At 69.7% G+C, this 25,544-nt stretch carries 26 protein-coding genes; 8 read left to right on the top strand and 18 right to left on the bottom strand.

Annotation, left to right across the window (positions count from 1 at the left end):
- Positions 1-465 precede the first annotated feature (465 nt).
- Complete coding sequence (locus tag ACZ7PG_RS20620; protein WP_470240613.1) at positions 466-1,065, bottom strand: acyl-CoA-like ligand-binding transcription factor; 600 nt, start codon at positions 1,063-1,065, stop codon at positions 466-468.
- Positions 1,046-2,572, bottom strand: a complete 1,527-nt coding sequence (locus tag ACZ7PG_RS20615) for a DHA2 family efflux MFS transporter permease subunit (protein WP_470240612.1) — start codon at positions 2,570-2,572, stop codon at positions 1,046-1,048. The genes ACZ7PG_RS20620 and ACZ7PG_RS20615 overlap by 20 nt, the downstream gene beginning before the upstream one ends.
- Before the next feature lie 184 nt (positions 2,573-2,756).
- Here ACZ7PG_RS20615 and ACZ7PG_RS20610 point away from each other — a divergent pair, with 184 nt between their 5' ends.
- Positions 2,757-3,893, top strand: coding sequence for an MFS transporter (locus ACZ7PG_RS20610; RefSeq protein ID WP_470240820.1), 1,137 nt, complete (start codon positions 2,757-2,759; stop codon positions 3,891-3,893).
- On the opposite strand, the gene ACZ7PG_RS20605 is transcribed toward ACZ7PG_RS20610, so the two are convergent.
- The 4 genes from ACZ7PG_RS20605 to ACZ7PG_RS20590 form a co-directional block, all read right to left on the bottom strand.
- A complete protein-coding gene (locus tag ACZ7PG_RS20605) occupies positions 3,894-4,277 on the bottom strand; it encodes a hypothetical protein (RefSeq protein WP_470240611.1) in 384 nt (127 codons plus the stop codon). It lies immediately after the preceding gene.
- A 16-nt stretch (positions 4,278-4,293) separates the two neighbouring features.
- Positions 4,294-5,475, bottom strand: coding sequence for an RtcB family protein (locus tag ACZ7PG_RS20600; protein WP_470240610.1), 1,182 nt, complete (start codon positions 5,473-5,475; stop codon positions 4,294-4,296).
- An 87-nt stretch (positions 5,476-5,562) separates the two neighbouring features.
- Complete coding sequence (locus tag ACZ7PG_RS20595; protein WP_470240609.1) at positions 5,563-6,600, bottom strand: aspartate-semialdehyde dehydrogenase; 1,038 nt, start codon at positions 6,598-6,600, stop codon at positions 5,563-5,565.
- Positions 6,600-7,865 (bottom strand): aspartate kinase, encoded by a 1,266-nt coding sequence (locus tag ACZ7PG_RS20590; protein WP_155547864.1) that lies wholly within the window; start codon positions 7,863-7,865, stop codon positions 6,600-6,602. Before ACZ7PG_RS20590 ends, ACZ7PG_RS20595 begins: the two co-directional genes overlap by 1 nt.
- Before the next feature lie 283 nt (positions 7,866-8,148).
- Here ACZ7PG_RS20590 and ACZ7PG_RS20585 point away from each other — a divergent pair, with 283 nt between their 5' ends.
- Positions 8,149-8,739 (top strand): nitroreductase family protein, encoded by a 591-nt coding sequence (locus ACZ7PG_RS20585; RefSeq protein ID WP_470240608.1) that lies wholly within the window; start codon positions 8,149-8,151, stop codon positions 8,737-8,739.
- A 131-nt stretch (positions 8,740-8,870) separates the two neighbouring features.
- On the top strand, positions 8,871-10,046 hold the full coding sequence (locus tag ACZ7PG_RS20580; RefSeq protein ID WP_470240607.1) for a Fic family protein: 1,176 nt from the start codon (positions 8,871-8,873) through the stop codon (positions 10,044-10,046).
- A gap of 6 nt (positions 10,047-10,052) precedes the next feature.
- Here ACZ7PG_RS20580 and ACZ7PG_RS20575 read toward each other — a convergent pair whose 3' ends face one another.
- The gene (locus tag ACZ7PG_RS20575; protein WP_470240606.1) at positions 10,053-10,439 is read right to left on the bottom strand and encodes a hypothetical protein; all 387 of its coding nucleotides are present in this window, start codon (positions 10,437-10,439) and stop codon (positions 10,053-10,055) included.
- Between the two features lie 220 nt (positions 10,440-10,659).
- Here ACZ7PG_RS20575 and leuA point away from each other — a divergent pair, with 220 nt between their 5' ends.
- The gene (gene leuA / locus ACZ7PG_RS20570) at positions 10,660-12,420 is read left to right on the top strand and encodes a 2-isopropylmalate synthase (RefSeq protein WP_470240605.1); all 1,761 of its coding nucleotides are present in this window, start codon (positions 10,660-10,662) and stop codon (positions 12,418-12,420) included.
- Between the two features lie 80 nt (positions 12,421-12,500).
- Positions 12,501-13,052: a DedA family protein gene (locus ACZ7PG_RS20565; RefSeq protein WP_470240604.1), complete on the top strand. Its 552-nt coding sequence runs from the start codon at positions 12,501-12,503 to the stop codon at positions 13,050-13,052.
- Here the strand turns inward: ACZ7PG_RS20565 and ACZ7PG_RS20560 are convergent.
- On the bottom strand, positions 13,039-13,644 hold the full coding sequence (locus ACZ7PG_RS20560) for a peroxiredoxin-like family protein (RefSeq protein WP_470240603.1): 606 nt from the start codon (positions 13,642-13,644) through the stop codon (positions 13,039-13,041). The genes ACZ7PG_RS20565 and ACZ7PG_RS20560 overlap by 14 nt on opposite strands.
- A 58-nt stretch (positions 13,645-13,702) precedes the next feature.
- Here ACZ7PG_RS20560 and ACZ7PG_RS20555 point away from each other — a divergent pair, with 58 nt between their 5' ends.
- The gene (locus tag ACZ7PG_RS20555; protein WP_470240602.1) at positions 13,703-14,308 is read left to right on the top strand and encodes a TetR/AcrR family transcriptional regulator; all 606 of its coding nucleotides are present in this window, start codon (positions 13,703-13,705) and stop codon (positions 14,306-14,308) included.
- Here the strand turns inward: ACZ7PG_RS20555 and ACZ7PG_RS20550 are convergent.
- Positions 14,298-15,203 (bottom strand): LysR family transcriptional regulator, encoded by a 906-nt coding sequence (locus ACZ7PG_RS20550; RefSeq protein WP_470240601.1) that lies wholly within the window; start codon positions 15,201-15,203, stop codon positions 14,298-14,300. The genes ACZ7PG_RS20555 and ACZ7PG_RS20550 overlap by 11 nt on opposite strands.
- Positions 15,204-15,289: 86 nt before the next feature.
- Between ACZ7PG_RS20550 and ACZ7PG_RS20545 the strand changes: the two genes are divergently transcribed.
- Positions 15,290-16,180 (top strand): EamA family transporter, encoded by an 891-nt coding sequence (locus ACZ7PG_RS20545; protein ID WP_470240600.1) that lies wholly within the window; start codon positions 15,290-15,292, stop codon positions 16,178-16,180.
- Here ACZ7PG_RS20545 and ACZ7PG_RS20540 read toward each other — a convergent pair.
- The 4 genes from ACZ7PG_RS20540 to ACZ7PG_RS20525 all read right to left on the bottom strand — a co-directional run bounded on the left by ACZ7PG_RS20540 (position 16,177) and on the right by ACZ7PG_RS20525 (position 19,169).
- Complete coding sequence (locus ACZ7PG_RS20540) at positions 16,177-16,821, bottom strand: DedA family protein (protein ID WP_470240599.1); 645 nt, start codon at positions 16,819-16,821, stop codon at positions 16,177-16,179. The two genes, ACZ7PG_RS20545 and ACZ7PG_RS20540, sit on opposite strands and share 4 nt — an antisense overlap.
- Before the next feature lie 109 nt (positions 16,822-16,930).
- Positions 16,931-17,572 (bottom strand): SDR family oxidoreductase, encoded by a 642-nt coding sequence (locus ACZ7PG_RS20535; RefSeq protein WP_470240819.1) that lies wholly within the window; start codon positions 17,570-17,572, stop codon positions 16,931-16,933.
- Between the two features lie 59 nt (positions 17,573-17,631).
- Positions 17,632-18,813 (bottom strand): RNA polymerase sigma factor, encoded by a 1,182-nt coding sequence (locus ACZ7PG_RS20530; protein WP_470240598.1) that lies wholly within the window; start codon positions 18,811-18,813, stop codon positions 17,632-17,634.
- Positions 18,810-19,169 carry a YciI family protein gene (locus ACZ7PG_RS20525; protein WP_470240597.1) on the bottom strand — a complete coding sequence of 120 codons (360 nt, stop codon included), beginning with the start codon at positions 19,167-19,169 and terminating at the stop codon, positions 18,810-18,812. The genes ACZ7PG_RS20530 and ACZ7PG_RS20525 overlap by 4 nt, the downstream gene beginning before the upstream one ends.
- An 81-nt stretch (positions 19,170-19,250) precedes the next feature.
- Between ACZ7PG_RS20525 and ACZ7PG_RS20520 the strand changes: the two genes are divergently transcribed.
- A complete protein-coding gene (locus ACZ7PG_RS20520; RefSeq protein WP_470240596.1) occupies positions 19,251-19,673 on the top strand; it encodes a YybH family protein in 423 nt (140 codons plus the stop codon).
- 51 nt (positions 19,674-19,724) lie between these two features.
- On the opposite strand, the gene ACZ7PG_RS20515 is transcribed toward ACZ7PG_RS20520, so the two are convergent.
- From ACZ7PG_RS20515 to ACZ7PG_RS20495, 5 genes are all read right to left on the bottom strand, one after another.
- Positions 19,725-20,837 (bottom strand): ABC transporter ATP-binding protein, encoded by a 1,113-nt coding sequence (locus ACZ7PG_RS20515; protein ID WP_470240595.1) that lies wholly within the window; start codon positions 20,835-20,837, stop codon positions 19,725-19,727.
- Entirely contained in the window at positions 20,834-21,829 is a 996-nt protein-coding gene (locus ACZ7PG_RS20510; protein WP_470240594.1) for an ABC transporter ATP-binding protein, read from the bottom strand. The genes ACZ7PG_RS20515 and ACZ7PG_RS20510 overlap by 4 nt, the downstream gene beginning before the upstream one ends.
- Before the next feature lie 6 nt (positions 21,830-21,835).
- On the bottom strand, positions 21,836-22,759 hold the full coding sequence (locus tag ACZ7PG_RS20505) for an ABC transporter permease (protein WP_470240593.1): 924 nt from the start codon (positions 22,757-22,759) through the stop codon (positions 21,836-21,838).
- A complete protein-coding gene (locus ACZ7PG_RS20500; RefSeq protein ID WP_470240592.1) occupies positions 22,756-23,757 on the bottom strand; it encodes an ABC transporter permease in 1,002 nt (333 codons plus the stop codon). Before ACZ7PG_RS20500 ends, ACZ7PG_RS20505 begins: the two co-directional genes overlap by 4 nt.
- 87 nt (positions 23,758-23,844) lie before the next feature.
- Positions 23,845-25,515: an ABC transporter substrate-binding protein gene (locus ACZ7PG_RS20495; RefSeq protein WP_470240591.1), complete on the bottom strand. Its 1,671-nt coding sequence runs from the start codon at positions 25,513-25,515 to the stop codon at positions 23,845-23,847.
- Positions 25,516-25,544: the final 29 nt, after the last annotated feature.

Below are 25,544 nucleotides of genomic sequence, written 5' to 3'. Positions count from 1 at the left end.
GCGGGTCGGTCGCCGACGGTCAGCCGCGGCAGGGCACCCTCGCGAGCCAGGCGGCCGGCCGCGGACCCCGGGCGAGGTGAGCCGCCGGGTGGACGGCACTCGCGAGCCCAGCACACCCAGCGAGCCGCGGCGGGGCGGCGCTCGCGAGCCCAGGCGGGCCAGCACACCCGGCGAGGCGGCACTCGCGAGCCCAGCCTGGCCAGCACACTCGGCGAGCCGCGGCGGGGCGGCACTCGCAAGCCCAGGCAGGCCACCGCACCCCGCGAGCCGCGGCGGGGCGGCACTCGCCAACCCAGGCAGGCCACCGCACCCCGCGAGCCGCAGCGGGGCGGCACTCGCCAACCCAGGCAGGCCACCGCACCCCGCGAGCCGCGGCGGGAGCGGCAATCGCAAAGCACCGAGCCGGCCACGAACCCCAGTCGGGCCGGCGCACCCGAGCCGAGCCGCCGCGAGCCGAGCCAGGCGTCAGACCGGCAAGCCCGCCTCCAGGTGGACCAGCGCCTTGTCGAGGTCCACCAGATAGTCGGCCCCCGGGTCGCTCGCCGCCTGGACGAACACCGACAGCAGGACCCCCACCACCGCTCCCGCCCAGTTGCGGGCCTCGAAGTCGTCCGGGGTGCGGCCCGTGCGTTGGGCCGCCACTCCCGCTATCAGGTCGATGCCCTCGGCGAACTGGTCCATGATCGCGCCGCGCAGCTCGGGCTCGCGGAACACCAGCAGCTGGCGCTCGCGGACGTCCGCCATCTCCTCCTCGGACAGCTGCTCGAGGACGGTGCGCACGGCTCCCCTCATCGCCGCGATCAGGCCGAGCTCGGCCGGCTGGCCGATCGCCGCTTCGATGAACACCGGGTCGATGGGGTCGTAAAGAGCCGTCGCCTCCTTCGTCGCGAAGTACCGGAAGAAGGTGCTGGGCGAGATCTCCGCCGCCGCGGCGATCTGGTCGACCGTCGTCGCGGCGTAGCCCTGCTCCCGGAACAGCCGCAACGCGTGCCGCTGGATCGCGGCCCGCGTCTTGGCCTTCTTCCGTTCCCGCAGCCCCATGGGCTCAGATCGCGACGACGTCATGCTCCGATTCTCGCCGCTGGGTCCCGACGTCCGCCCGCCTGGGCAGGAACAGCACCGCGAGCAGCGCGCCGGCCATGGCCAGCCCGGCGCAGACCCACAGCGTCGCCGCCATGCCGTCGGTGAACGCGACCCGCGCGGAGTCGGCGAGCGCGGGCAGGTGGAGCTTCGCCGCGACGGCGACCGCGCCCGACGCGCTGCCTCGCACCGCTTCGGCGACCGGCGCGGGCAGGCCGTCCACGGCGACGCCGGCCCGGTAAACGCTGTTGAGCACCGTGCCCAGCACCGCGACGCCGATCGTGCCGCCGACCTGGCGCAGCACCTGGATCAGGGCCGAGCCGGCGCCCGAACGCCCCTCGGTGAGCGCGCCCATCGCCATCGTCATCAACGGTGTCAGCGTGCACCCCGTGCCGAAGCCGATCACGAGCTCCCAGCCGACCGTGAAGCCGTAGCCGTCCGACGGCGACGTCGTCGAACCCCGGGCCAGCCCGGTCGCGAGCAGCGCGAACCCGGCGATCACGACCACCCGCACCCCCACCGCGGCGACCAGCTTCTCGGCGATCTTCGCCGACACCAGCATCCCGCCGATCAGCGGCAGCAGCCGCACGCCGGTCTCCAGCGCGTCGGCCCCCTGCACCGCCTGGAACAGCTGCGGCAGCACGAACAGCAGGCCCATCAGCGCGAACGACGCCATCGTCGCGAGCACCGCACCCCAGACGAACCGCGGCTCGCGCAACAACCCGAGGTCGGCCAGCGGCGTCGCCGTCCGCGTCTGCAGCCGGCAGAACACCGCGAGAACCGCCACGCCAAGCGCGAGCAGGCCGTACGTCGCCGGGTCGGCCCAGCCGTGCTCGCCGGCGAAGACGAAGCCGTACGTCAGCGCGACCAGCCCGGCCGCCGAGAGCGCGATGCCCGTGAAGTCGATCGCGCCCCGGCCCGACCCGGGCGTCAGCGGCACCAGGAACAGCACCGCGACCAGGCCGACGACGGTCAGCGGGACGTTGATCAGGAACACCGAGCCCCACGCGAAGTGGTCGAGCAGCCAGCCGCCGAGCAGCGGGCCGAGCGGGATGCCGACGAACGTCGCCATCACCCACGTCGTCAGCGCCTTCGCCCGCTCCTCCGGCGGGAACAGGATGTTCAGCAGCGAAAGCGAGAGCGGGATGAGGAACGCGGCGCCGACGCCGAGCACGACGCGGGCCGCGATCAGCTGGCCGGGCGAATCGGCGTACGCGCACCCCAGCGAGGCCAGCCCGAACAGCGCGAGCGCGCCGAGCAGCAGCTTCTTCGGGCCGAACCGGTCGCCCAGCAGGCCGGCCGGCAGCAGCAGCGCGGCCAGCGCCAGCGTGTAGGCGTTGCCGAACCACTGCAGCTGCGTGGTCGTGGCGCCGAGGTCGACGGCGAGCGTCGGCACGGCGACGTTCAACACGGTCAGGTCGAGTCCGACGGTCAGCAGGCTCACGGCGAGCGCGCCGAGCGCCCACCACCTGCGCGGATAGAGCTGAGTCACAGGAACCCCCATTTGGTAGTCACTACCAAATGATAGTAACTCTCAAAATCTTCCGTCGCCAATCCCTGAGTGACGGGAAATAAGTTGCACGCGCGTACCACCTTGGGTTCTCATCGAGGGCGTGCCTCTGCAGCCCTACCGCCGGGTGCTCTCCGTCCCCCGCGTCCCCTCGACGATGGCCCTGATGTTCCTGGCGCGGCTGCCGATGACCATGAACGGCGTCCTGATGACGCTGTACATCGTCACCGGACTCGGCCGCGGCTACGGCGCCGCCGGGCTGGTCGGCGCCGGCGTCACCCTCGGCATGGCGCTCGGCGCGCCGCTGCTGGGACGCTGCTTCGACCGCTACGGCCTGCGTCCGATCGTCGCCGTCTGCGGGATCGGCACGACGGTGTTCTGGATCGCCTCGCCGCACCTGCCGTACGAGGTGCTCGCCGCCGTCGCGATCCCGGCCGGGATGCTCTCGGTGCCGGCGGGCTCGCTCGCGCGGCAGGTACTGGCCACGCTCGTCCCGGCCGAAGAGCGCCGCGCGGCGTACTCGCTCGACACGATCTCGATCGAGGCGACGTTCATGATCGGTCCCGCGATGGGCATCGCGGCGATCACGACGCTCTCCCCGACCTTCACGCTCACCGCGCTCGGCGTGCTCTTCGGCGGCACGGCCTTCCTGATCTGGCTGGTCAACCCGCCCATCCGCGAAAGCATGGAGCCCGGCGCGTCCACCACCCGGCCGCCGCTGCGGAGCTGGCTCACCGGCCGGCTCGTGGCGACGCTGCTGATCGCCGCCGGCGCGCTGTTCGTGCTCGTCGGCACCGAGCTGGCGACGCTGGCGGCCCTGCGCGCGAACGGCGACATCGGCGTGACCGGGCTGGTGATCGCGGTGATGTGCGCGGCGTCGATCATCGGCGGCATCGTGCACGGCGCGGTCAAGAAGTCGCTGCCGCAAGGCGTTCTGATGCTGCTGCTCGCGCTGCTGGTGGTGCCGGTCGGGCTCGCGGACCAGCCGTGGTGGCTGCTGATGCTGGTGCTGATCCCGACGAACCTGGTCTGCGCGCCGACGCTCGCGGCGACCACCGAGACGGTCAGCCGGATCGCCCCGCCGCAGGTTCGCGGCGAGGCGATGGGGCTGCAGGACGCGTCGACGCGGCTCGGCCTGGCGCTGGGCAGCCCGGTGGTCGGCTTCGCGATCGACCACTCGAGCCCGGCGTGGGGCTTCGCCGCGGCGGGCCTGGGCGGCCTGGTGATCGCCGCGGCCGGCCTGCTCCACCGCCGGACGCCGGAACCCGCGGCGGAGCCGGTCCCGGCGCTGGCCGAGGGCTAGCTAGCCGCCGCAGGCCAGGCGGAGCGCGTCGAGCTTCTTGACGTTGCGCTGCACCCACTGGGCCACGACGCCGGCGTCTTCGATGCGTTCCTTCTGCACCTCGACGTACGAACCGGCCATGCCGAGCAACGCGTTCTTGACGTCCTGGTCCTGGACGTTCCCCGCGAGCTCCCGCAGCCGCTTCTCCTTGTCCGCGGCGCGGGCCTTCAGCTTGTCCGGGTCGACCAGCGGGTTCAGGTCCGCCAGCCCGAGGGCTTCGGTGCACGCGCCCACCTTGTCCGCGGTCTTCGACCCCTCGTCGACCGCGTTGCCGACCTGGTCGCACCCGCTCAGCAGCAGTGCGATCCCGGCCAGCAGCGCGGCCGTCGTTCCACCCCTCGTCATGGCGCCAAGGTACCGCTCAGCCCTTGACGCAGACCACCTGCTTGAGGTGCGCCACGACCTCGACCAGGTCCGTCTGGGCCCGGATCACCGAATCGATGTCCTTGTACGCCGCCGGGATCTCGTCGACGACGCCCGAGTCCTTGCGGCACTCGACGCCCGCCGTCTGCGCCGCGAGGTCGTCGGCCGTGAACATCTTCTTGGCCTTGGTGCGCGACATCCGGCGGCCGGCGCCGTGCGACGCCGACTGGAACGACGAGTCGTTCCCGAGGCCGCGGACGATGTACGAACCCGTCCCCATGCTGCCCGGGATGATCCCGAGGTCACCCGATCCGGCACGGATCGCGCCCTTGCGGGTGACGAGCAGCTCGACACCGTCGTACGTCTCTTCCGAGACGTAGTTGTGGTGGCAGGAGATGGCGTCGTCGAACGTCGTGCCGGGCACGACCTCCGCCAGCGCCAGCTTCACGAGCGCGACCATCGTGGCGCGGTTGCGCGCCGCGTAGTCCTGCGCCCAGAACAGGTCACGCCGGTAAGCCGCCATTTCTGGCGTGCCGGCGACGAACACCGCGAGGTCGCGATCCGGCAGGTCCGCGTTGTGCGGCAGCTTGCGCGCGACGGCCATGTGCCGCTCCGCGAGCTCCTTGCCGATGTTGCGCGAACCCGAGTGCAGCATCAGCCAGACCCGGCCGTCGGGCTCGTCGAGGCAGACCTCGATGAAGTGGTTCCCGCCGCCGAGGCTGCCGATCTGGCGCGCGGCCCGGTCGTGCAGCTCCTGGACCCCGGTGTGCAGCTGGCCGAAGCCCTTCCAGAAGGTGTCCCAGCCGCCGACGCCGTGCACCTTCGCGGGGTTCACGGGCGTCTTGTGCAGCCCGAACCCGACCGGCACGGCGCTTTCGATGCGGCGGCGCAGCTTCCCGAGGTCGTCCGGCAGGTCGCTCGCGCTGAGCGACGTCCGGACGGCGCTCATGCCGCACCCGATGTCCACGCCGACCGCGGCCGGCGAAACGGCGTCGCGCATGGCGATGACGCTGCCGACGGTCGCGCCCTTGCCGTAGTGCACGTCGGGCATCACGGCGAGACCGTGCACCCACGGCAGGTTGGCGACGTTCCGCAGCTGCCGCATGGCCTGGTCTTCGACCGACGCGGGGTCCGCCCACATCCGGATCGGGACGCGGGCGCCTTCGACAGCGGTGTACATGGTTTCCTCCCCTGGAAATGGTTTCGCGGTGCCAAGGATCTCCCGGGCACCGCGAAACGCCAAGCGAGTTTCAGTCGTCCACTGTGGTCACTGCTGGGCGATCAGCTCCGCGATCTGCACGGCGTTGAGCGCGGCACCCTTGCGCAGGTTGTCGTTGGCGATGAACAGCGCCAGGCCGCGGCCGCCCTCGACGCCCTGGTCGGCGCGGATGCGGCCGACGTAGCTCGGGTCGTTGCCCGCCGCCTGCAGCGGGGTCGGGACCTCCGACAGCTCGACGCCCGGCGCGTGGGCCAGCAGCTCCGTCGCGCGCTCGACCGTCAGCGGCTGCGAGAACTCCGCGTTCACCGAGATCGAGTGCCCCGAGAACACCGGCACGCGCACGCACGTGCACGACACGCCGAGACCCGGGATGCTCAGGATCTTGCGGCTCTCGTTGCGGAACTTCTTCTCCTCGTCCGTCTCGAGCTCACCGTCGTCCACAATGGACCCGGCCATCGGCAGGACGTTGAACGCGATCGGGCGCACGTACTTGTTCGGCGCCGGGAACTCGATCGCCGCGCCGTCGTGCGTCAGCAGCGCCGCGTGTTCCGCGCCCGCCTTGACCTGACCGGCCAGCTCGTCGACGCCGGCCAGCCCGCTGCCGGACACCGCCTGGTACGTCGACGCGACCAGCCGGACCAGCCCGGCTTCGTCGTGCAGCGGCTTGAGCACCGGCATCGCGGCCATGGTGGTGCAGTTGGGGTTCGCGATGATCCCCTTGCGCGCTTCCTTGATGGTCGCCGGGTTGACCTCGCTGACGACCAGCGGCACGTCCGGGTCCATCCGGAACGCCGAGGAGTTGTCGATCACCGTGACGCCGGCCGCGGCGAACCGCGGTGCCTGCGCCTTCGACGTCGACCCGCCCGCGGAGAACAGCGCGATGTCCAAACCGGACGGATCCGCGACGGACGCGTCTTCGATCGTGATCTCGCCGTCACGCCACGGCAGCGTCGAACCCGCCGAGCGCGCCGAAGCGAAGTACCTCAGCTCGGCGATCGGGAACTCCCGCTCCGCCAGCAGCTTGCGCATCACCGCGCCGACCTGGCCGGTCGCGCCGACCACCCCGACCCGCAACCCTTCCGCCATCAGCGACCACTCCCCGCGTAGACCACGGCTTCCTCGTCGCCGCCGAGCTCGAACGCGTCGTGGATCGCGCGCACGGCGTCGTCCAGCTGAGCGTCGCGGATCAGCACGGAGATCCGGATTTCCGAGGTGTTGATGATTTCGATGTTGACGCCGGCGTTGGCCAGCGCTTCGCAGAACGTCGCCGTGACACCCGGGTGCGAGCGCATCCCGGCGCCGACCAGCGAGACCTTGCCGACGTGGTCGTCGTAGAGCACCGACTCGAAGCCGATCTCCGCCTTGACCTTCTCCAGCTCCTTGACGCCCGCGGCACCGTTGGCCTTCGACAGCGTGAACGTGATGTCGGTGCGGCCGGAGACGGTGCTGGAAACGTTCTGCAGCACCATGTCGATGTCGATCTCGGCGTCGGCGATCACGCGGAAGATCCGGGCCGCGGCACCGGCGTGGTCCGGTACCCCGGTGACCGTGATCTTGGCTTCGGAGCGGTCGTGCGCCACACCGGTGATCAGGGCTTGTTCCACGGGGATCTCCTCGATAGAACCGGTCACCGTCGTGCCCGGCTTGTCACTGTAGGAAGAACGGACACGGATCGGGACGCCGTAGCGGCGCGCGTACTCGACCGACCGCAGGTGCAGGATCTTCGAGCCGCTGGCGGCGAGCTCCAGCATCTCCTCGTAGGTGACGGTGTCGAGCTTCTTCGCGTCCGGCACCACCCGCGGGTCGGCCGTGTACACACCGTCCACATCGGAGTAGATCTCGCAGACGTCGGCGTTGAGCGCGGCGGCCAGCGCGACGGCGGTGGTGTCCGAGCCGCCGCGGCCGAGCGTGGTGATGTCCTTCGTGTCCTGCGCGACGCCCTGGAAGCCCGCCACCAGCGCGACGTAGCCCTGCTCGAGGGCTTCGGTGACGCGGCTCGGCGTGACGTCGATGATGCGCGCGTTCCCGTGCACGGACGTCGTGACGACGCCGGCCTGCGACCCGGTGAACGACCACGCTTCCGCGCCCTGGGCCGCGATGGCCATGGCGACCAGCGAGTTCGAGATGCGCTCACCGGCGGTGAGCAGCATGTCCATCTCCCGCTCCGGCGGCGCGGGGTTGACCTGCTGCGCCAGGTCGAGCAGCTCGTCGGTGGTGTCACCCATCGCCGAGCAGACCACGACGACGTCGTTGCCCGCCTTCTTGGTGGCGACGATCCGCTCGGCCACGCGCTTGATCCGGTCGGCACTTTCCAGCGACGATCCGCCGTACTTCTGGACCACGAGGGCCACGCCCGAACCTCCTCGACGGGCCGGGTCTGCTCCCTGGTGGGCACCGAGGAGCCCCCGCGTCCCATGTTTGAGTGGAGCCTACCGGGGCTCAAGCGGCCCGCCACCCTCTTGACGTGGGGCGGACCCTTCGTGCGGGCGCCTCGGAAGTAAATCTTCCGTAACACCAAGGAAATACGCGGAGCCCTTCCTCCCGAGTGATGCAGCGCACTAGGTGGGTACGTCCTCCCATGCCCCCACCGCCACCCTCAACGGAGACGCTTCGCGTCGCTGTACCTTCCCAATCATGCGGAAACCGGCTGTGACGAGCGTCCCGATCGCGTCCGTGCTGGCCGAGCGGTGGAGCCCACGGGCTCTCGACGCGTCTGCTTCGGTGAGTCCGGAGCAAGTGAGGGCGCTCCTGGAGGCGGCCCGCTGGGCCCCGTCGTTCGGCAACACCCAGCCGGCCCGCTACCTGGTGGGTCTCCGCGGCACCCCGTCGTTCGACGCGATCCTGGCGACGCTGAACTCGGGCAACCGAGCGTGGGCGCACCGGGCGGGGTTGCTGCTGATCGGCGTGATGGTGACGACGAACGAGAAGGGGCCGGTGCCGTACGCCGAGTACGGGCTGGGGCTGGCTTCGGAGAACCTCGTGCTGCAGGCGGTGGAGCTGGGGCTGGTCGCCCACCAGATGGCGGGGTTTTCGGCTGCCGAGGTCAGCGAGTCTTTCGGTCTCCCTGACGACGCTGTCCCTCGCGTGGCGATCGCGGTGGGGTCGCCGGCAGCGGCGGAGGTGTTGGAGGAGGACTGGCGGGTGGAGCGGGAGAAGGCGGAGCGGAAGCGGGTGCCGCTGGCGGAGTTCGCGTTCACCGGCCAGTGGGGCACGCCGGCTTTGTGATCGCGGCTACCGGCCGGGCGCAGCGCGAGATCTCAAGGCTTTGGCCGAAACCTTGCATTTCAACCCGGCGATTGCAAGAACCCCTCAGATCTCAGCGACGAAACTAAAGCTTCATGCGCTAAGCTTTAAAAGTGCAGGTAGAGTCGTTCAAGGAGTCCCCGGTCGGCCACTTGGCGCCGATCAGCGGTGTCGACGGCCGGACCAAACAGCCGTACAACCACTTCGCCTTCGTGCCAGCTCCACTGCCGAGCGTAGTCGACCTCTCGCCGGGAACGTACAAGCTCATCAGCGAGGCCGACCGGGCCCTGGGCTCGCTGGACGCCCTGGCCGACCGGCTGCCCAATCCCGGGCTGCTGGTGCGACCGTCCCTGACCAGGGAAGCCGTCAGCACCTCGGCGCTCGAAGGAACCTTTGCGCCCTACGCCGACGTACTCGAAGCCCAGTACGTCGAAAGTCATCAGCCGACGGCGGAGGTGCGTGAAGTAAAGAACTACGTTCAAGCGGCTTTCGCCGGCCTCGATCTCATCGAGAGACTGCCGATCTGCCTGCAGGTGGTGTCGAAACTCCAGCAGATTCTCGTGGCGGGAACGCGTGGCGACGCCTACGACGCGGGCAGGCTCCGCGAGCAGCTTGTCTGCATCGGAGACCGCGGCAGGGGAATCGAACGATCGAGGTTCGTTCCGCCGCCCAACGGCGACCCGCTCCGCGACGGCGTGAGCGATTGGGAAAAGTGGATCAACGCCGACCAGGAGATGCCGGTACTGGTGAAAGTGGCGCTCGGTCACTACCAGTTCGAAACGCTGCACCCGTTCAGCGACGGGAACGGCCGGATCGGCCGGCTGGTCATCACCCTGCAGCTCATCGAAGAACAAGTGCTCAAGCACCCTGTCCTGAACCTGTCCCCGTGGCTGGAGCCTCGCCGCGAGGCCTACATCGACCACCTGCTCGCCGTGAGCATGACCGGGGACTTCGATCCGTGGGTGCGATTCTTCGCCGAAGCGGTGAAAGCACGAGCACTGGCGGCCGCGGCGACCATCCGAAGCCTGATGACGTTTTCCCAGGAAGTCATCGAAACGATGAAGGGTGCGGGCGCCCGGGGCAGCGTCCATGAATTGGCGGTGAACATCATCGGTTACCCGATGACGACCGTCCCGCAGGTCCAGGCGAACCTGGGCGTCTCGTACCCGACCGCCGCCAACGCCATCAAGAAACTGGAGGAGGCCGGCTTCCTCCGCGAGGTCACCGGTGGGAACTACGGGCGCCGGTACATCTGCGATCGGGTGTTCGACGAACTCGCCGAGAGCTAGGCGAAATCAGGAAGCCCCGCCCACCCGCCGGATCACCTTCGCCAGGATTCCCGACACCACGAGCCAGAAGATCGCCGCGATGCCGTAGTTCACCAGCACCCGCAGCTTCTCGTCACTCGGCGTGAACAGGTCGCTGAACCCCAGCGCCAGGCTGTCCGCCCAGGACTTCACGAACGAGACGATCCCGTTGTCCGGGTTGGCCGAACCGACCGTGAAGATCACGTGGATCACCAGCAGGGCCGCGAAGATCAGACCCACCCAGCGGACGATCGACGCCACGATGGAGGCGACCCGGCCTCCCGTCGCGCGCCAGTCGACCGGGGCCCGGCGGGATACCCGGGTCTCCGTCTCCTCCGACGACGATGCCGAAGACGACTCCGCGTGCTCACCCATGTCCGCAGTTTCGCACGGCGACCGTCCGATTGCTACCCACAGGTAACCCACGGCGGGAGAACAGCCCGGCTTTCCTCACCCCGCGTTCCGTGGTTATGGTGGGGGCGTGGCGCGTACTCTCCTGCTTCGCTGCCGCGACGGGGCCTGACCGGACCGGCTCCTCGTCGCGGGGCTTCGTGGTGCCGGTCGCACCCGTCTAGCTGGAGAACCCCGAATTCGCATGAGCAAGATTCGCAAGCCTTCGCGTCCCGCCCCCGCTGACCAGCCCGCTTGGAACACCCAGCGCGGCACGTCCATGCCGGTGCACCGCTACCGCCCCTGGTACGACCTCGTCGAGAACATCGACCTGCCGGACCGCACCTGGCCGACGAAGCGCATCGACCGCGCGCCGCTGTGGTGTGCCGTCGACCTGCGGGACGGCAACCAGGCGCTGATCGACCCGATGTCGCCCGCGCGCAAGCGGAAGTTCTTCGACCTGCTCGTACGCATGGGCTACAAGGAGATCGAGGTCGGCTTCCCGGCCGCGAGCCAGACCGACTTCGACTTCGTCCGCGAGATCATCGAAGAGCACGCCATCCCGGACGACGTCAGCATCCAGGTGCTGACCCAGTGCCGTCCCGAGCTGATCGAGCGGACCTTCAAGTCGCTCGAAGGCGCGCCGCGGGCGATCGTCCACATCTACAACTCGACGTCGATCCTGCAGCGCCGCGTCGTGTTCCGCGAGGAGCGCGAGGGCATCAAGAAGATCGCGACGCAGGCCGCGGAAATGGTCGTCGAGCTGGCCGCGAAGCAGCCGGACACCGACTTCCGCTTCCAGTACTCGCCGGAGTCCTACACCGGCACTGAGCTGTCCTACGCGCTCGAGGTCTGCAACGCCGTCACCGAGATCTGGAAGCCGACGCCGGAGAAGCCGGTGATCCTGAACCTGCCGGCGACCGTCGAGATGGCGACGCCGAACGTCTACGCCGACTCGATCGAGTGGATGTCCCGCAACCTGGAGCGCCGCGACTCGGTGATCCTGTCGCTGCACCCGCACAACGACCGCGGCACCGGCATCGCCGCCGCCGAGCTGGGGTACCAGGCCGGCGCGGACCGGATCGAAGGCTGCCTGTTCGGCAACGGCGAGCGCACCGGCAACGTCGACCTGGTCGCGCTGGGCATGAACCTCTACAGCCAGGGCATCGACCCGCAGATCGACTTCTCCGACATGGACGAGATCAAGCGGACCGTCGAGTACTGCAACCAGCTGCCGGTCCCCGAGCGCTCGCCGTGGGGCGGCGACCTGGTGTTCACCGCCTTCTCGGGCAGCCACCAGGACGCGATCAACAAGGGCCTCGACGCGCTGAAGGACGCCGCCGACAAGCAGGGCGTGCCGCTCGACGAGTACCCGTGGGAGGTCCCGTACCTGCCGATCGACCCGAAGGACGTCGGCCGCACGTACGAGGCCGTCATCCGAGTGAACTCGCAGTCCGGCAAGGGCGGCGTCGCCTACATCATGAAGGCCGAGCACCAGCTCGACCTGCCGCGGCGCCTGCAGATCGAGTTCTCGAAGGTCATCCAGCGCTACACCGACTCCGAGGGCGGCGAGGTCGACCCGACGACGATGTACAACGCCTTCTCGGCCGAGTACCTGGAGCTGAAGACGCCGCTGGAGCTGATCCGCCAGCACGTCACCGACAACGGCGACGGTGAATACGACATCACCGCGACCGTCAAGGTGGAGGGTGACGAGCACGAGGTCACCGGCCGCGGCAACGGCCCGATCGCGGCGTTCTTCGACGCGCTGTCGACCGTCGGCTTCGACCTGCGCCTCCTGGACTACTCCGAGCACACGCTCTCGCCGGGTGACGACGCGCGCGCCGCGTCCTACATCGAGTGCGCGATCTCGGACCGGGTGTTCTGGGGCATCGGGATCGACGCGTCGATCGTCACGGCGTCGCTGCGCGCGGTCGTCTCGGCCGTGAACCGCGCCAACCGCTGAACCTGTGGGCCGGCTGTCGGGTTCCTGTGAGTCCCCGGTGATCGGGACTCATCGGGCCCCGGCAGGCGGTTAATGGAGATGTGGACACGACTACGGCGGGACTGCTGGTGCTGTTCGTCGTCTCGCTCGTGCCCCTGCTGCCCACCGAGGTGACGCTCCTCGGCATGGGTGTCGCGGCGGCACAGGGCGGGACGTCGCTGGCGCTGGTGATCGCCGTGTCGAGTGCCGGGTGCCTGGTGTCCGACCAGGCGCTCTACGCCCTCGGCCGGTTCGGTGGCCGGGCGGCGCTGGACCGGCTGAGCCGGCGGAAGAAGCTCGCCGCCGGCATCGGCTGGCTCGACGGACGCCTGCAGCGCCACCCCCGGCCGGTGCTGGTGGCCGCCCGCTGGCTGCCGTCGGGCGGGACGGTCGGCGCCCTGCTCGCCGGCTCGCTCCGGTGGCCGATGGCGGAGTTCTTCACCGCGTCGGCCGTCGGCGTCACGCTCTGGACGTCGTACGTGGCCTTCCTGGGCTACGCGGGCGGCCAGATCATCACCGAACCCGGGATCAGCATGCTGCTCTCCCTCGGCGTCGCCCTGGTCCTGGGTTCGGTGATCACCTACGGCGTGAAGCGCGGCGCTAAAGCGATTTGAGGATGTCCGCGGGCTCGGTCCGCGTGACGAAGTCCGGGTGGACGTCGACGAACTTCAGCACCCGGTCCCGATCGACCACGACGACGGCCGGGTGGACCAGCTCCCAGGTGCCGTTGACCTGCTCGAGGTCCGTGCCGAGGGTCTCCATGGCCTCGCGCACCGGCGCGGAAACCGGGTAGCTCAGCCCGAGTCCGCGGGCGACGGTGCTGCCGACGTCCGACAGCACCGGGAACTCCAGGTCCGGGAGCGGGCCGTCCGGCTTCTGCGGGCTGATCGCCGCCAGCGTCGCGCCGAGCTTCGCCAGCTCGGGCCGGAGCTCCTGCTGGTAGGTGCGCAAGGTCAGGTTGCAGTACGGGCACCACTGGCCGCGGTAGAACACGAGCACCGCGGGCCCGTTCGCGACGAGGTCGCCCAAGCTCACCGGTGTGCCATCGGCTCCCGGCAGCGTGAAGTCCTCGATCTCGGCTCCCACCTCGGCGAACTTCGTCCCGGCGGCGCGGCGGCGGTCCGCTTCGAGCACCTCGAAGATCTCCGGCGGCAAGGCGCCGCGCAAGTGGTCGTTCAGCCCGGTCAGCGCGTTGTCGAGCGTCATGGATCCCCCTAGCGGTTGTACTGATCGGTACAGTGGGTCGAACTGTACTATTCAGTACATGGAGACGCAAGCGGCAGCCTCGACCCCGCGCGGCAAGCGCACGCGGGAGGCGATCGTGGACGCGGCGGCGGGCCTGATGTACGTCGACGGCGTCGCGGGCACGAGCGTCGACAAGGTGCTCGCCGCGAGCGGGGCCGGGAAATCGCAGATGTACCACTACTTCAAGAACAAGGAACAGCTGGTCGAAGCCGTGATCGACCGGTACCTCGCGCAGATTCTGGCCAACCAGCCGGCGATCTTCACGCTGGCTTCCTGGGCCGACCTCGAGACGTGGACCGAGCAACTGCTGGACGTGCACCGCCGGGCGGGCAAGCCGATCGCGTGCCCGCTGGGCAACCTCGCCGGCGAAGTGGGCGACAACCCGAAGCTCGCACCACTGGTCGACAACGCCTACCGGGAGTGGGAGTCACACCTGACGCGTGGGCTGACCACGTTGCGGGACAAGGGAGAACTGGCTCCGGGCGCCGATCCGGCGCGGCTGGCGCAGGCGGCGATGACGTCCGTCCAAGGTGGACTGCTGCTCGCCCACATCCGGCACGACCTCACGGCGTTGGAGGACGCGCTGGGGATCGCGCTCGCGTACCTGCGCGGCTTCAAGCGGTGAGCTGGGCGATCTCCGCGCGCAGTTCTTCGATCACCTGGGCCACGGCCGGGCGCTGCAGCGCGCCGGTGCGGCAGACCGCCTCCACCAGCCGGGCCGCGCGGATGCCCGCCAGCGGCCTGCTGACCAGACCGCTGCCGCGACGCGTGTCGATCGTGTAGCGCGGGACCAGCGCGATCCCGTGGCCCGCCGCGACCAGCCGCTCGGTGATCCGGAAGTCATTGATCCGCTGCACCACCACCGGCCGCACGCCGGTGCGGACGGTCAGCGAGCGCAGCACGTCGTCCACTGGGAAGCCGTGGTCGACGCCGATCCAGCGTTCGTCGGCCAGTTCCGCCAGGTCCACTCGCCGCTTGGCCGCCAGCCGGTGCCCGACCGGTAGCGCGACGTCGAGCGGCTCTCGCAGCAGCGGCACGACGTCGAGGCGGTCGTGGTCGAACTCCGGCGCGTGCTCGTCGCGGTGCGCGACGACCACGTCGTAGTCGGCGACCAGGCCCGGCACCTCCGGCGGTGTCATGTCGACGTCCCGAACGTCGACGTGCAGGCCCTCGTACGCCGCGACGCGGGTCAGCAGGCCGGGCAGCAGCATCAGCCCGGCCGACTGGAAGATCGCGATCCGCACGCGGCCGCGCGGCGCGCTGCGGTAGGTGTCCAGTTCGGACTCGGCCCGATCGAGCGCGGCCAGCACCTCATCGGCACGGGCGACCAGCGCGCGGCCGGCATCGGTCAGCCGCAGTCCCCGCCCGGCCGGCTCGGTGAGCGGCAGGCCGACCTCGCCCTGCAAGGCCCGCAGCTGCTGCGAAACGGCGGACGGCGTGCAGTGCAGCGCCCGCGCGGCGGCCGTCACGCTCCCGCGGTCGGCGAACTCCCGCAAGGTGCGCAAACGACCCAGGTCCATGCCGCCAGCGTAGATGAAGCACGGCTACACAGTCCCTGCAGATATTCTCGCTGGTCCTTCACGGTCACCGTTGTCACAGTGGAGGTATGCCCACCCGTGACCGCCTGCTCGCCGTGCTCGTCGCCGTCCTCTGGGGCCTGAACTTCCTCGCCATCCACGCCACGCTCGGCCAGTTCCCGCCGGTGTTCGCGGGCGCGCTGCGGTTCGCGGTGATCGCCGTGCCGACGATCCTGTTCGTGCCGTGGCCGAAGGTGAAGGTGCGGTACCTGCTCGGCTTCGGCCTCGGGTTCGGCACCGGGCAGTTCGCGTTCCTGTTCATCGCGATGGACACCGGGATGCCGACCGGGCTCGCGTCGCTGGTCCTGCAGGCCTCGGCGCCGTTCACGGTGCTGCTCGGCGCCGTCTTCCTGCGCGAACGCGTCACGCCGCACCAGCTGGCCGGGATCGCGCTGGCCGTCGCCGGGATGGCCGCGATCGCGTGGCAGCAGTCCGGGCACGCGGCCCTGCTGCCGATGGTCCTGACGCTGCTGGCCGCGCTGAGCTGGGCGCTCGGCAACCTCAGCTCGCGCAAGGCCGAGCCGGACAACCCGCTGCACTTCACGCTGTGGATGTCGGTGGTGCCGCCGCTGCCGATGTTCGCGCTCTCGCTGGTCATGGAGGGGCCTGCCGCGCAGTGGCGGTCGCTGACGACGCTCGGGACGCCGACCGGGCTGACCGCACTGGGCGGGCTGACCTACGTCGTGCTGATCGGCACGATCGTCGGCTCGGGTGTGTGGACGACGCTGATGCGGCGCAACCCGGCGAGCGTCGTCTCGCCGTTCTCGCTGCTCGTGCCGGTGGTCGGGCTGACGGCGTCGTTCCTGCTGCTCGGCGAGCGGCCGACGACGCTGGAGATCGTCGCGGCGCTGGTCGTGATCGGCGGCGTCCTGCTCGGGTCCCTGCGGCCGGCGCCGAAACCCGAGCTCGTCGCGGTCTAGGCGGTCGGCTCGCTGACTTCCTGCTTCTCGTCTTCCGGGTGCTTCTTGCCGAGCCGCTTCTTCATCACGAGGAAGACGACGACACCGATGACGATGGCGGCCACCAGGCCGTACTTGGAGAAGTTGCCGAGCCACTTTTCGGCGACGACGCCGAGGTAGTAGACGAGCGCGGTGGTGCCGCCCGCCCACACGATGCCGCCGGCCGCGTTCGCGATCAGGAACTTCGGGTAGTGCATCTTGAGCGACCCGGCGAGCGGGCCGGCGAGGATGCGCAGGAACGCGATGAAACGGCCGAGGAAGACGGCCCACACGCCGCGTTTGTCGAAGATCCGTTCGGCGTTGGCGAGGTGCGTCGGGCCGAAGTGCTTCGGGAATTTCCGGCCCGCCCAGGCGAACAGCCGTTGGCCACCGGTCTTTCCGATCAGGTACCCGATGCTGTCGCCGATGATGGCGCCGGCGCTGGCCAGGATGCCGATCCACAGGGGACTCAGGTTGCTGTGCTGCGAAGCCAGCAATGCCGCGCTGACCAGCACGATCTCGCCGGGCAGTGGGATGCCGAGGCTTTCGATCATGATCACCGCGCCGACGATCAGGTACACCGAGAGCGGCGGGATCGCCTCCAGCCATTGGTCGATGTGCACTGCCCGTACCCCCTGCTGTTCGCCGAAATCCGCTTTCCGCAGAGTACCGGGGACCATGCGCTGGGGACGGCCTACTCAGGTATTGCCAGGGGTACGACTTAAGTGGGGGTCACTCGAGTGTGGCAAGGGCGGGGGCCACCGGGAAGTCCCCGGAAACGACGTCGAACCCGCGATTTTCGGTGAGCGGCTCACCGAGGACGCCGACGATCACCGCGGCGACGTCCCGCCGGGTGATCCGCCCGGGTTCGAGGTGGCCGGCGATCTTGACGCGGCCGGTGGCGGGCCCGTCGGTGAGCGTCCCGGGCCGGACGATGGTCCAGGTCAGCGCGGACTTCTTCAGGACGCTGTCGGAGATCTGCTTGGCGAGCAGGATCGACCGCACGAGCCGGTCGCCCTGGTCGGGCGAGTCGGCGAACTGGGCGGAGAGCTGGATGAACCGCGACACACCGGCGACTTCGGCGGCGCGGATGGCGGCGATCGCCCCGTCCCGGTCGACGAGGTTCACCGATTCGGGTTCGGGATCGGGGGCGCCGATGGTGTTGATGACGACATCGGAGTCCTTGAGGGCTTCGACGAGGTCGTCTCGATCGGCCGTGACGTCGGCGACGACGGGTTTCGCGTTTTCGTCTCTGAGCACGTCGGCTCGTTGACGGCTTCTGAGGCCGGCCCGGACGGTGTGACCCCGGGCGGCGAGCAGGCGGACCACGTGGATCCCGGTTCGTCCTGACGCCCCCAGCACGGTGACCTGCATGGGTCCGATCTTCCCGCAGGCGGGCGGGATTCGCTGGCCGCCGGAGTTGTCCACAGGGTTCACCCCCATGTGGACAACTTCGCGGCCCGTAACCGCAGGTACTCCTGCTCCGGCAGGCTCAACGTCCGCCGAGCCGCCGCCAGGTACGCCTCCCGCGCCCCGGCCACATCCCCGGCCAGCTCCAGCAAGTGCCCCCGCACCGCATCCACCCGGTGGTGCTCCGGCAGCTCCGCCGCCGCCAGTTCCGCCAGACCCGCCTCCGGCCCGTTGACCTGCGCGAACGCCACCACCCGGTTCACCGTCACCATCGGCCCCGGCGCCACCACCCGGAGCAGGTCGTACAGCGTCAGGATCTGCGCCCAATCCGTCTCGGCGGCCGTCGGGGCCTCGGCGTGGACCGCCGCGATCGCCGCCTGGAGCTGGTACGGCCCGATCGGCGCCTTCGCCAGGGCGTCCGTGATCAGCGCGGTCCCTTCCGCGATGAACGGCTGGTTCCAGCGGGTCCGGTCCTGGTCGGCCAGGGGCACCAGGGCGCCGGTGGGGTCGACGCGGGCCGGGCGCCGGGCCTCGGTCAGGAGCATCAACGCCAGCAGGCCCGCCACCTCGCCGTCGTCCGGGAGCTCCGCGCGCAGCTGACGGACCAGGCGGATCGCCTCGGTCGTCAGCTCGACGCGGTTCAGCTCGTCGCCCGAGCTGGCCGTGTGGCCCTCCGTGTAGATCAGGTACAGCACCTGCAGCACCGCCGCCAGCCGCTCCGGACCGCCCTCACGCGTGAGACTCGAGCCGCGCAGCGATTTCTTCGCCCGGCTGATCCGCTGGCCGATCGTGGCCTCCGGGACGAGGAACGTGCGCGCGATCTCCGCCGTCGTCAGGCCGCCGACCGCACGCAGCGTCAACGCCACCTGCGCCGGCCGCGAAAGCCCCGGGTGGCAGCACAACAGCAGCAAGGTCAGCGTGTCGTCGACGCCGACCGGCTCCGGTTCCGGCGGCGAAGCCAGCGCCACCGCCTCCTCACGCCGCTGCCGGGCCGTCTCGCTGCGCCACTGCTCGATGCGCCGCCGGGACGCCGTCGTGATCAGCCACCCCTTCGGGTTGTCCGGCAGACCCGACGACGGCCACTGTGAGAAGGCCGCCAGCAGCGCCTCCTGGACAGCGTCCTCGCACGCCTCGAAGTCGCCGTACCGGCGGACCAGCGCCGCCAGAACCTGAGGTGCGAGCGAACGCAGCAGCTCGGGGTTCACCGCAGCCCCATCACCGGCCGCACTTCGACCACGCCGAACGCGGCTTCGGGGATCCGCGCGGCGATCTCGACGGCGCGTTCGCGGCTCTCGCAGTCGAGCAGGAAGAACCCGGCGAGGAACTCCTTGGCCTCGGCGAACGGCCCGTCGGTCGTCGTCGTGCCGTGGTCGCCGACGCTGACGCGCGTGGCGAGCTCCGGGAAGGCGAGCCGCTCCGAGACGACGCGCTCGCCGGACGCGTCGAGGTCGTCGCTGAGCTGCTGGTAGTAGGCGAGCCCGGCCGCCTGCTGCTCGTCGCTCATGCCCTCCCAGGCCGCGCGGGACCCGGGGTTGCCGTAGATCAGGACCACGTATTTCACGAACGCCTCCCGGTCGGTGTCGAAATCCGCGTGGCGGCGCCTACGTCCCCTCCGAACGGCACCACACCTCAGGAGGATGGCATGACGGACAAGCGGATTCGCGAACTCATGACGGCCCGCGCGGCGGCGATGACCGCACGTGACGCCGCGACGCTGGCCGCGCAGTACGCGCCGGAGGCCGTGGCGTTCACGCTGGCCCCGCCGCTGGTGCACCACGGGGAGGACGTCGCGGCCCGGGAAGCGTGGTTCGCGTCGTTCGACGGCCCGATCGAGTACTCGACCCGGGACCTCGAGATCACCGTCGGCGAGGACCTCGCGTACTGCCACGCGCTCACGTACCTGTCGGCGACGCCGCAGGGGATGCCGGGGAAGTTCGAGCTGTGGTTCCGCTCGACCGTGTGCTTCCGGCGGCAGGACGGCGACTGGCGGATCACCCACGTGCACGACTCGACGCCGTTCCACATGGACGGCACCTTCCGCGCGGCGCTGGACCTGAAGCCGTGAAAAAAGGTGGCCGGCCGGGACGAATCCCGGCCGGCCACCCGGAAGAGAACCTCAGAGGATCTCGGCGGAGGTGCCGATGTCCGGCGGGCCCAGGTCGGGGTTCAGCGCCCCGGTGAGCTCGATCAGCTCCGGCTCCACCTCGTGCGGCTGGATGCGCCCGTCGCGGATGTCCTCCGCGTAGTGGCACGCGACCCGGTGACCGCCGCCGATCTCCCGCAGCTGCGGGCGGTCGGTGTCGCACAGGCTCGCCTGCTTCCACGGGCAGCGCGTGTGGAACCGGCAGCCCGACGGCGGGTTCGCCGGCGAGGGCAGGTCACCGGCGAGCAGGATCTGCTCGCGGGTGTCCTCCACCTGCGGGTCCGGCACCGGGATCGCCGACAGCAGCGCCCGCGTGTACGGGTGCAGCGGTTCCCGGTACAGCGAGTCCGCGTCGGTCTCCTCGACCAGCGCGCCCAGGTACATCACGCCGATGCGGTCGGAGATGTGGCGCACCACCGCGAGGTCGTGCGCGATCACCACGTACGTCAGGCCGAGCTGGTCCTGCAGGTCCTCCAGGAGGTTGACCACCTGGGCCTGCACCGAGACGTCCAGTGCGGACACCGGCTCGTCGGCGACGATCAGGTCCGGCTCCACAGCCAGCGCCCGCGCGATGCCGATGCGCTGGCGCTGCCCGCCCGAGAACTCGTGCGGGTACTTCCGCAACGACGTCTCCGGCAGGCCGACCGCCGAGAGCAGCTGGCGGAGCCGCCGCTGGGTGGCGTCCTTGTCCTTGTCGAGGCCGTGCGCGCGCATGCCCTCGAGCAGGATGGACTCGACCGACTGGCGCGGGTCCAAACTGGACAGCGGGTCCTGGAAGATCATCTGCATCCGGCGCCGGGCCTTCCGCAGCTCCTCACCCTTGAGCTTCGCGACGTCGGTGCCGTCGAACACCACCGAACCGGCGGTCGGCTCGCTGAGCCGCAGGATCGCCCGGCCCAGCGTGGACTTGCCACAGCCGGACTCGCCCACCAGGCCGTAGGTCTCCCCACGGCGGATGGCCAGGTCGACGCCGTCGACCGCGTACACGTGCCCGACCGTCCGGTCGATCACGACGCCGCGCTTGATCGGGAAGTGCACCTTGAGGTCGGTGACCTCGAGCAGCACGTCACCAGCAGGACGGGTCATCGGGTTCCTCCTCCCGCCGCGACCGCCGGCCGCACGGGGTTGTGACAGCGCAGCAGCCCGCCGTGGTCGGGCACCAGCTGCGGCGAGACCTCGCGGCAGACCGGCAGCGCGTTGGGGCAGCGGGGCGCGAACGCGCAGCCGCCGTCCCACGGGATGTTGTCGGCCACCGACCCCCGGATGGGGACCAGCTTTTCGCCGCGGCCCGCGTCGAGGCGCGGGATCGAGGCCAGCAGGCCGTGCGTGTACGGGTGCCGGGGCTCGGCGAACAGCTGGTGCCGCTGCGCGCGCTCGACGATCTTGCCGCCGTAGAGCACGTTGACCTCGTCGCACAGCCCGGCGACCACGCCGAGGTCGTGCGTGATCATGATCAGCGCGGTTCCGGTGTCCTGCACCAGTTCCCGCAGCAGCGCCAGGATCTGCGCCTGGATGGTGACGTCCAGCGCGGTGGTCGGCTCGTCGGCGATGAGCAGCCGCGGCCGGCACGCCAGCGCGATCGCGATCAGCGCGCGCTGCCGCATCCCGCCGGAAAGCTGGTGCGGGTACTCGGAAAGCCGTCGTGACGGGTCCGGGATGCCGACCTTGGCCAGCAGGTCGGTCGCTTCGACGGACGCCGCCTTGCGTGACATCCCGCGGTGGCGTTCCAGCACCTCGGTGATCTGCAGCCCGATCGGGATGACCGGGTTCAGCGAGGACAGCGGGTCCTGGAACACCATGCCCAGGTCGCGGCCGCGGCGGTCGCGCATGTCCTTGTCGGACAGCTTGAGCAGGTCGGTGCCTTCGAAGCGCACCGAACCGCTGACCTTGTTGCCGCGCCGGGCCAGCAGCCGCATGATCGCCAGCGACGTCACGGACTTGCCGCAGCCGGACTCGCCGACCAGGCCGACCGTCTGGCCGGGCTCGACGTCGAAACTGACCCCGTCGACGGCGGCGAACGGCCGCTCGCCACGGCGGACGAAGTTGACCGTCAGGTCACGGACTTCAAGGAGTGCCATGGGTTCTCACCGCCTGTTCTTCGGGTCGAGGGCTTCACGGAGGGACTCGCCGACCAGCGTGAACCCGAGCGCCACGATGATGATCGCGATCGCCGGGTAGTACGCCAGCTCGGGACGGACGTCGAGGAACTGGTGCGAGGCCTTGCCCAGCATCAGTCCCCACTCCGCCCGCGACGGGTCCGGGTCGCCCAGACCGAGGAACGACAGCGCCGCGGCCTCCAGGATCGAGGTGGCCAGCGTGAGGGTCGCCTGCACGATGACCGGGCCGAGCGAGTTCGGCAGCATGTGCCGGAACACGATCGTCCCGCGCTTGACGCCCAAGGACGTCGCCGCCAGTACGTGGTCGGCGTCCCGCTGCGTCAACATGGAACCGCGCAGCAGCCGGGCGAAGATCGGCACGCCGATCATCGACACGGCCAGGATGACCGTCCACTGGCTCGGCTTCGCGAACAGCGCCGCGATCGAAATGGCCAGCAGCAGCGACGGGAACGACAGCATGACGTCGACCAGTCGCATGAGGACGGTGTCGACCCAGCCGCCGAACGCGCCCGCCAGGCCACCGATGATCACGCCGATCAGCACGCCGACGAGCGTGGCGAGCACACCGACGATCAGCGTCTGCTGGGCGCCGGCGATCAGCCGCGACAGGAAGTCGCGGCCGAAGTCGTCCACGCCGAGCGGGAACCCGGACTGCGCGCCCGGGATGAAGTTCGGCCGGATCTGGTCGCCGAGGTAATGGACGTCCGGGTCCTTCGGCTCCAGCAGGGGCGCGAAGATCGCGACGATGAGGAACACACCGGTGATGACGCCACCGGTGATCGCGACCGGGCTGCGCAGCATCCGGCGGAGGGCGTCCCCGCCGAGGCTGTGGCCACTCGCCGCGGCGAGCTTGTCGATCGGTTCCTTCTTCTTGTTCAGCAGAGTGTTCATCGCACACGCACCCTCGGGTCGATGATCCCGTACGAGATGTCGACCAGCATGTTCACCAGGACGTAGACCACGGCCCCGAACAGCAGGAGTGCCTGCAGCCGGGGGTAGTCACGCCGTTCGATGCCTTCGGCCAGCAGGAAGCCGAGGCCGCGGAAGTTGAACACCCGCTCGGTCAGCACGGCGCCGCCGAGCAGCGCGCCGGTCTGCAGGCCGATGGTCGTGACCACCGGCAGCAGGCCGTTGCGCAGGACGTGCCGGGTGCGCACCACCTGCTGGGTCAGGCCCTTGGAGTTGGCCGTGCGGATGAAGTCCTCGTTGAGGACGTCCAGCACCGACGCGCGGGTGATCCGGGTGATCACGGCGAGCGGGATGGTGGCGAGGGCGAACGCGGGCAGGATCAGGTGCTTGATCGCGTCCCAGACGGCGTCCCACTCGCTCGTCATGATGCCGTCGAGGATGGCGAAGTTCGTGATCGCCGTGGCGTCGAGGCCCGCGGCCTGCCTGCCCTGCGACGGCAGGCCCAGCGGTGCGGCCAGGATGTCCTGCATCATGTAGCCGAGGAAGAACACCGGCACCGCGACGCCGATCAGGCTCAGCACGATGACCACGTTGTCGACCGCTCCGCCGCGGTAGCGCGCGGACAGGTAGCCGGCCGGGATGCCGATGATGACCGCGATGATCATCGCGGAGAGACCGAGCTCGATGGTCGCCGGCAGGAAGGTGACGATCTCGCCCATCACGGGCTGGGTCGACACCAGGGAGTTGCCGAAGTCGCCGGTGAGAGCCCGGCCGAGGAAGCCGAAGTACTGCACGAAGATCGGCTGGTCGAGGCCGAGCACGTGGTTGAGGTTGGCGATCTTCTCCGGCGTCGCCTTGTCGCCCAGCAGGGCGGCGGCGGGGCCACCGGGCAGGGACCGGAGCCAGGAGAAGACCAGGATGGACAGGATGAAGAGCGTCGGGATCGCTTGTAGCAACCGACGCACGAGGAAACGAAGCACTTGCAGTCCTTTGGTGCCGGCCCGGGAATCAGGCGCAGGGGGTGGGTGCGGTAGCACCCACCCCCTGCCTTTGGCTGAAATCCAGAATCAGCTCACGGTCACGGTGTTGAAACGCTCGTCGGTGAGCGGGCTCGCCACCAGACCCTTGACCTTCGGGCCGACCACGATCGCCGGGGTCGGGTAGGCGATCGGGATCGCCGGCAGGAAGTCCATGATCTTCTTGTTGACTTCCTGGTACGCCTTGGCGTGGGCGTCACCGGCGGGCGAAGCGTCCGCCGCGCTCAGGGCCGAGAAGAGCTCCGGGTTGTTGAACCCGAACTCCTTCTTCTCCCGGCCGAAGAACGTGCCGACGAAGTTGCCGGCGTCGTTGTAGTCACCGGTCCAGCCGAGCAGGTGGAGGTCCTGCTTGCCGGCCTTCTGCACGTCGTCCTTGTAGCCACCGTTCCACGGCTCGGCGTGGGCCTCGATGTTGATGCCGATCTTCTTGAGGTCCTCGGAGATCGCGGTGAAGGTGTCCGCCGGGTTCGGCATGTACGGACGGCTGACCTCGGTCGGGTAGTAGAACTTGAGCGTCATACCCGTCGCGCCGGCCTCCTGCAGCAGCTGCTTGGCCTTCTCCGGGTCGTACGGGTACTTCGTGACGTCGTCGGTGTAGCCCGAGATGACCTTCGGGACGAACTCGGTCGCGACCTCGGAACCCTCGGCCAGCTTCGACTTCACGAACTGCTCGCGGTTGACGCCGTAGGCCAGCGCCTGGCGGACCTTGACGTCCTTGAGCTTCGGGTTGTTGGCCTGGTTGATGCCCAGGTACAGCACGTTGAACGACGGGCGGATGAGGACCTGCTCGCCGTCGTTGCGCAGCAGGCCGTAATCCGCCGGGCTCGGGTAGTCGTAGCCGTTGATGTCGCCGGCCTTGAGCGCCTGCTTGCGGGCGTTCTCGTCCGGGATCACCTTGAAGATCAGCTTGTCGAGCTTCGCGGGCGACGGGCTGGTGTCGTTGCGCACCAGGGTGATCTCACCCTTGGCCTGGTCCCAGCTCTCGAACTTGAACGGGCCGGTGCCGACCGGGAACTTGTTCGCGTACTCGCTGTAGGTGAACGAGTCGCCGCTCTGGGTGACCTGGTCCGCGTTGTGCGCCTTGAGCGCGGTCGGGCTCTCGATGGAGAACGACGGCAGCGTGAACGCCGACGGGAACGCGCCCTTGGCCTTGTTCAGGTTCAGGACCGCGGTCGTCGGGTCCTTCGCCTCGCAGCTCTTGTAGACGGGGTCGCCGCTCGCGTCGCCCTCGTTCTTGGCGAAGCCCTCGAAGACGTCGCCGTAGTAGATCATCTGGCTCTGGGCGGCGGCGCCCTTCATGTTGTACCAGCGGTCGAAGTTGAAGCAGACCGCCGCGGCGTCCATCGGGGTGCCGTCGGAGAACTTCACGCCGGACTTCAGCGAGAACGTCCAGGTCTTGCCCTCGTTGCCCGACTCCCACTTCTCGGCGAGAGAAGGCTCGAGATCGGCGGTGCCCGGCTTGTTCTGGATCAGCGTGTCGTAGATCTGCCGCGTGATCCGGAATGTCTCGCCCTCGTCGTTGAACGCGGGGTCGAACATCTTCGGGTTTCCGGCGGCGCCGAAGATCATCGTGCCTCCGGTACCACCTCCGGCGCCCTCTTCACGCTTCGAATCCGCACAAGCGGACAGCGAAACCGCGAGCGCGCCGGTGAGCCCGATCAGGGCCACGCGGCGTGTTCGGGTCAGCCGCAACTGCTGCATCTGGCACCCCTTGGGAGATGTTCGGGTTT

This window comes from Amycolatopsis sp. NPDC114504 (assembly GCF_055633595.1).
This window is presented reverse-complemented; position numbering and strand designations above follow the sequence as displayed.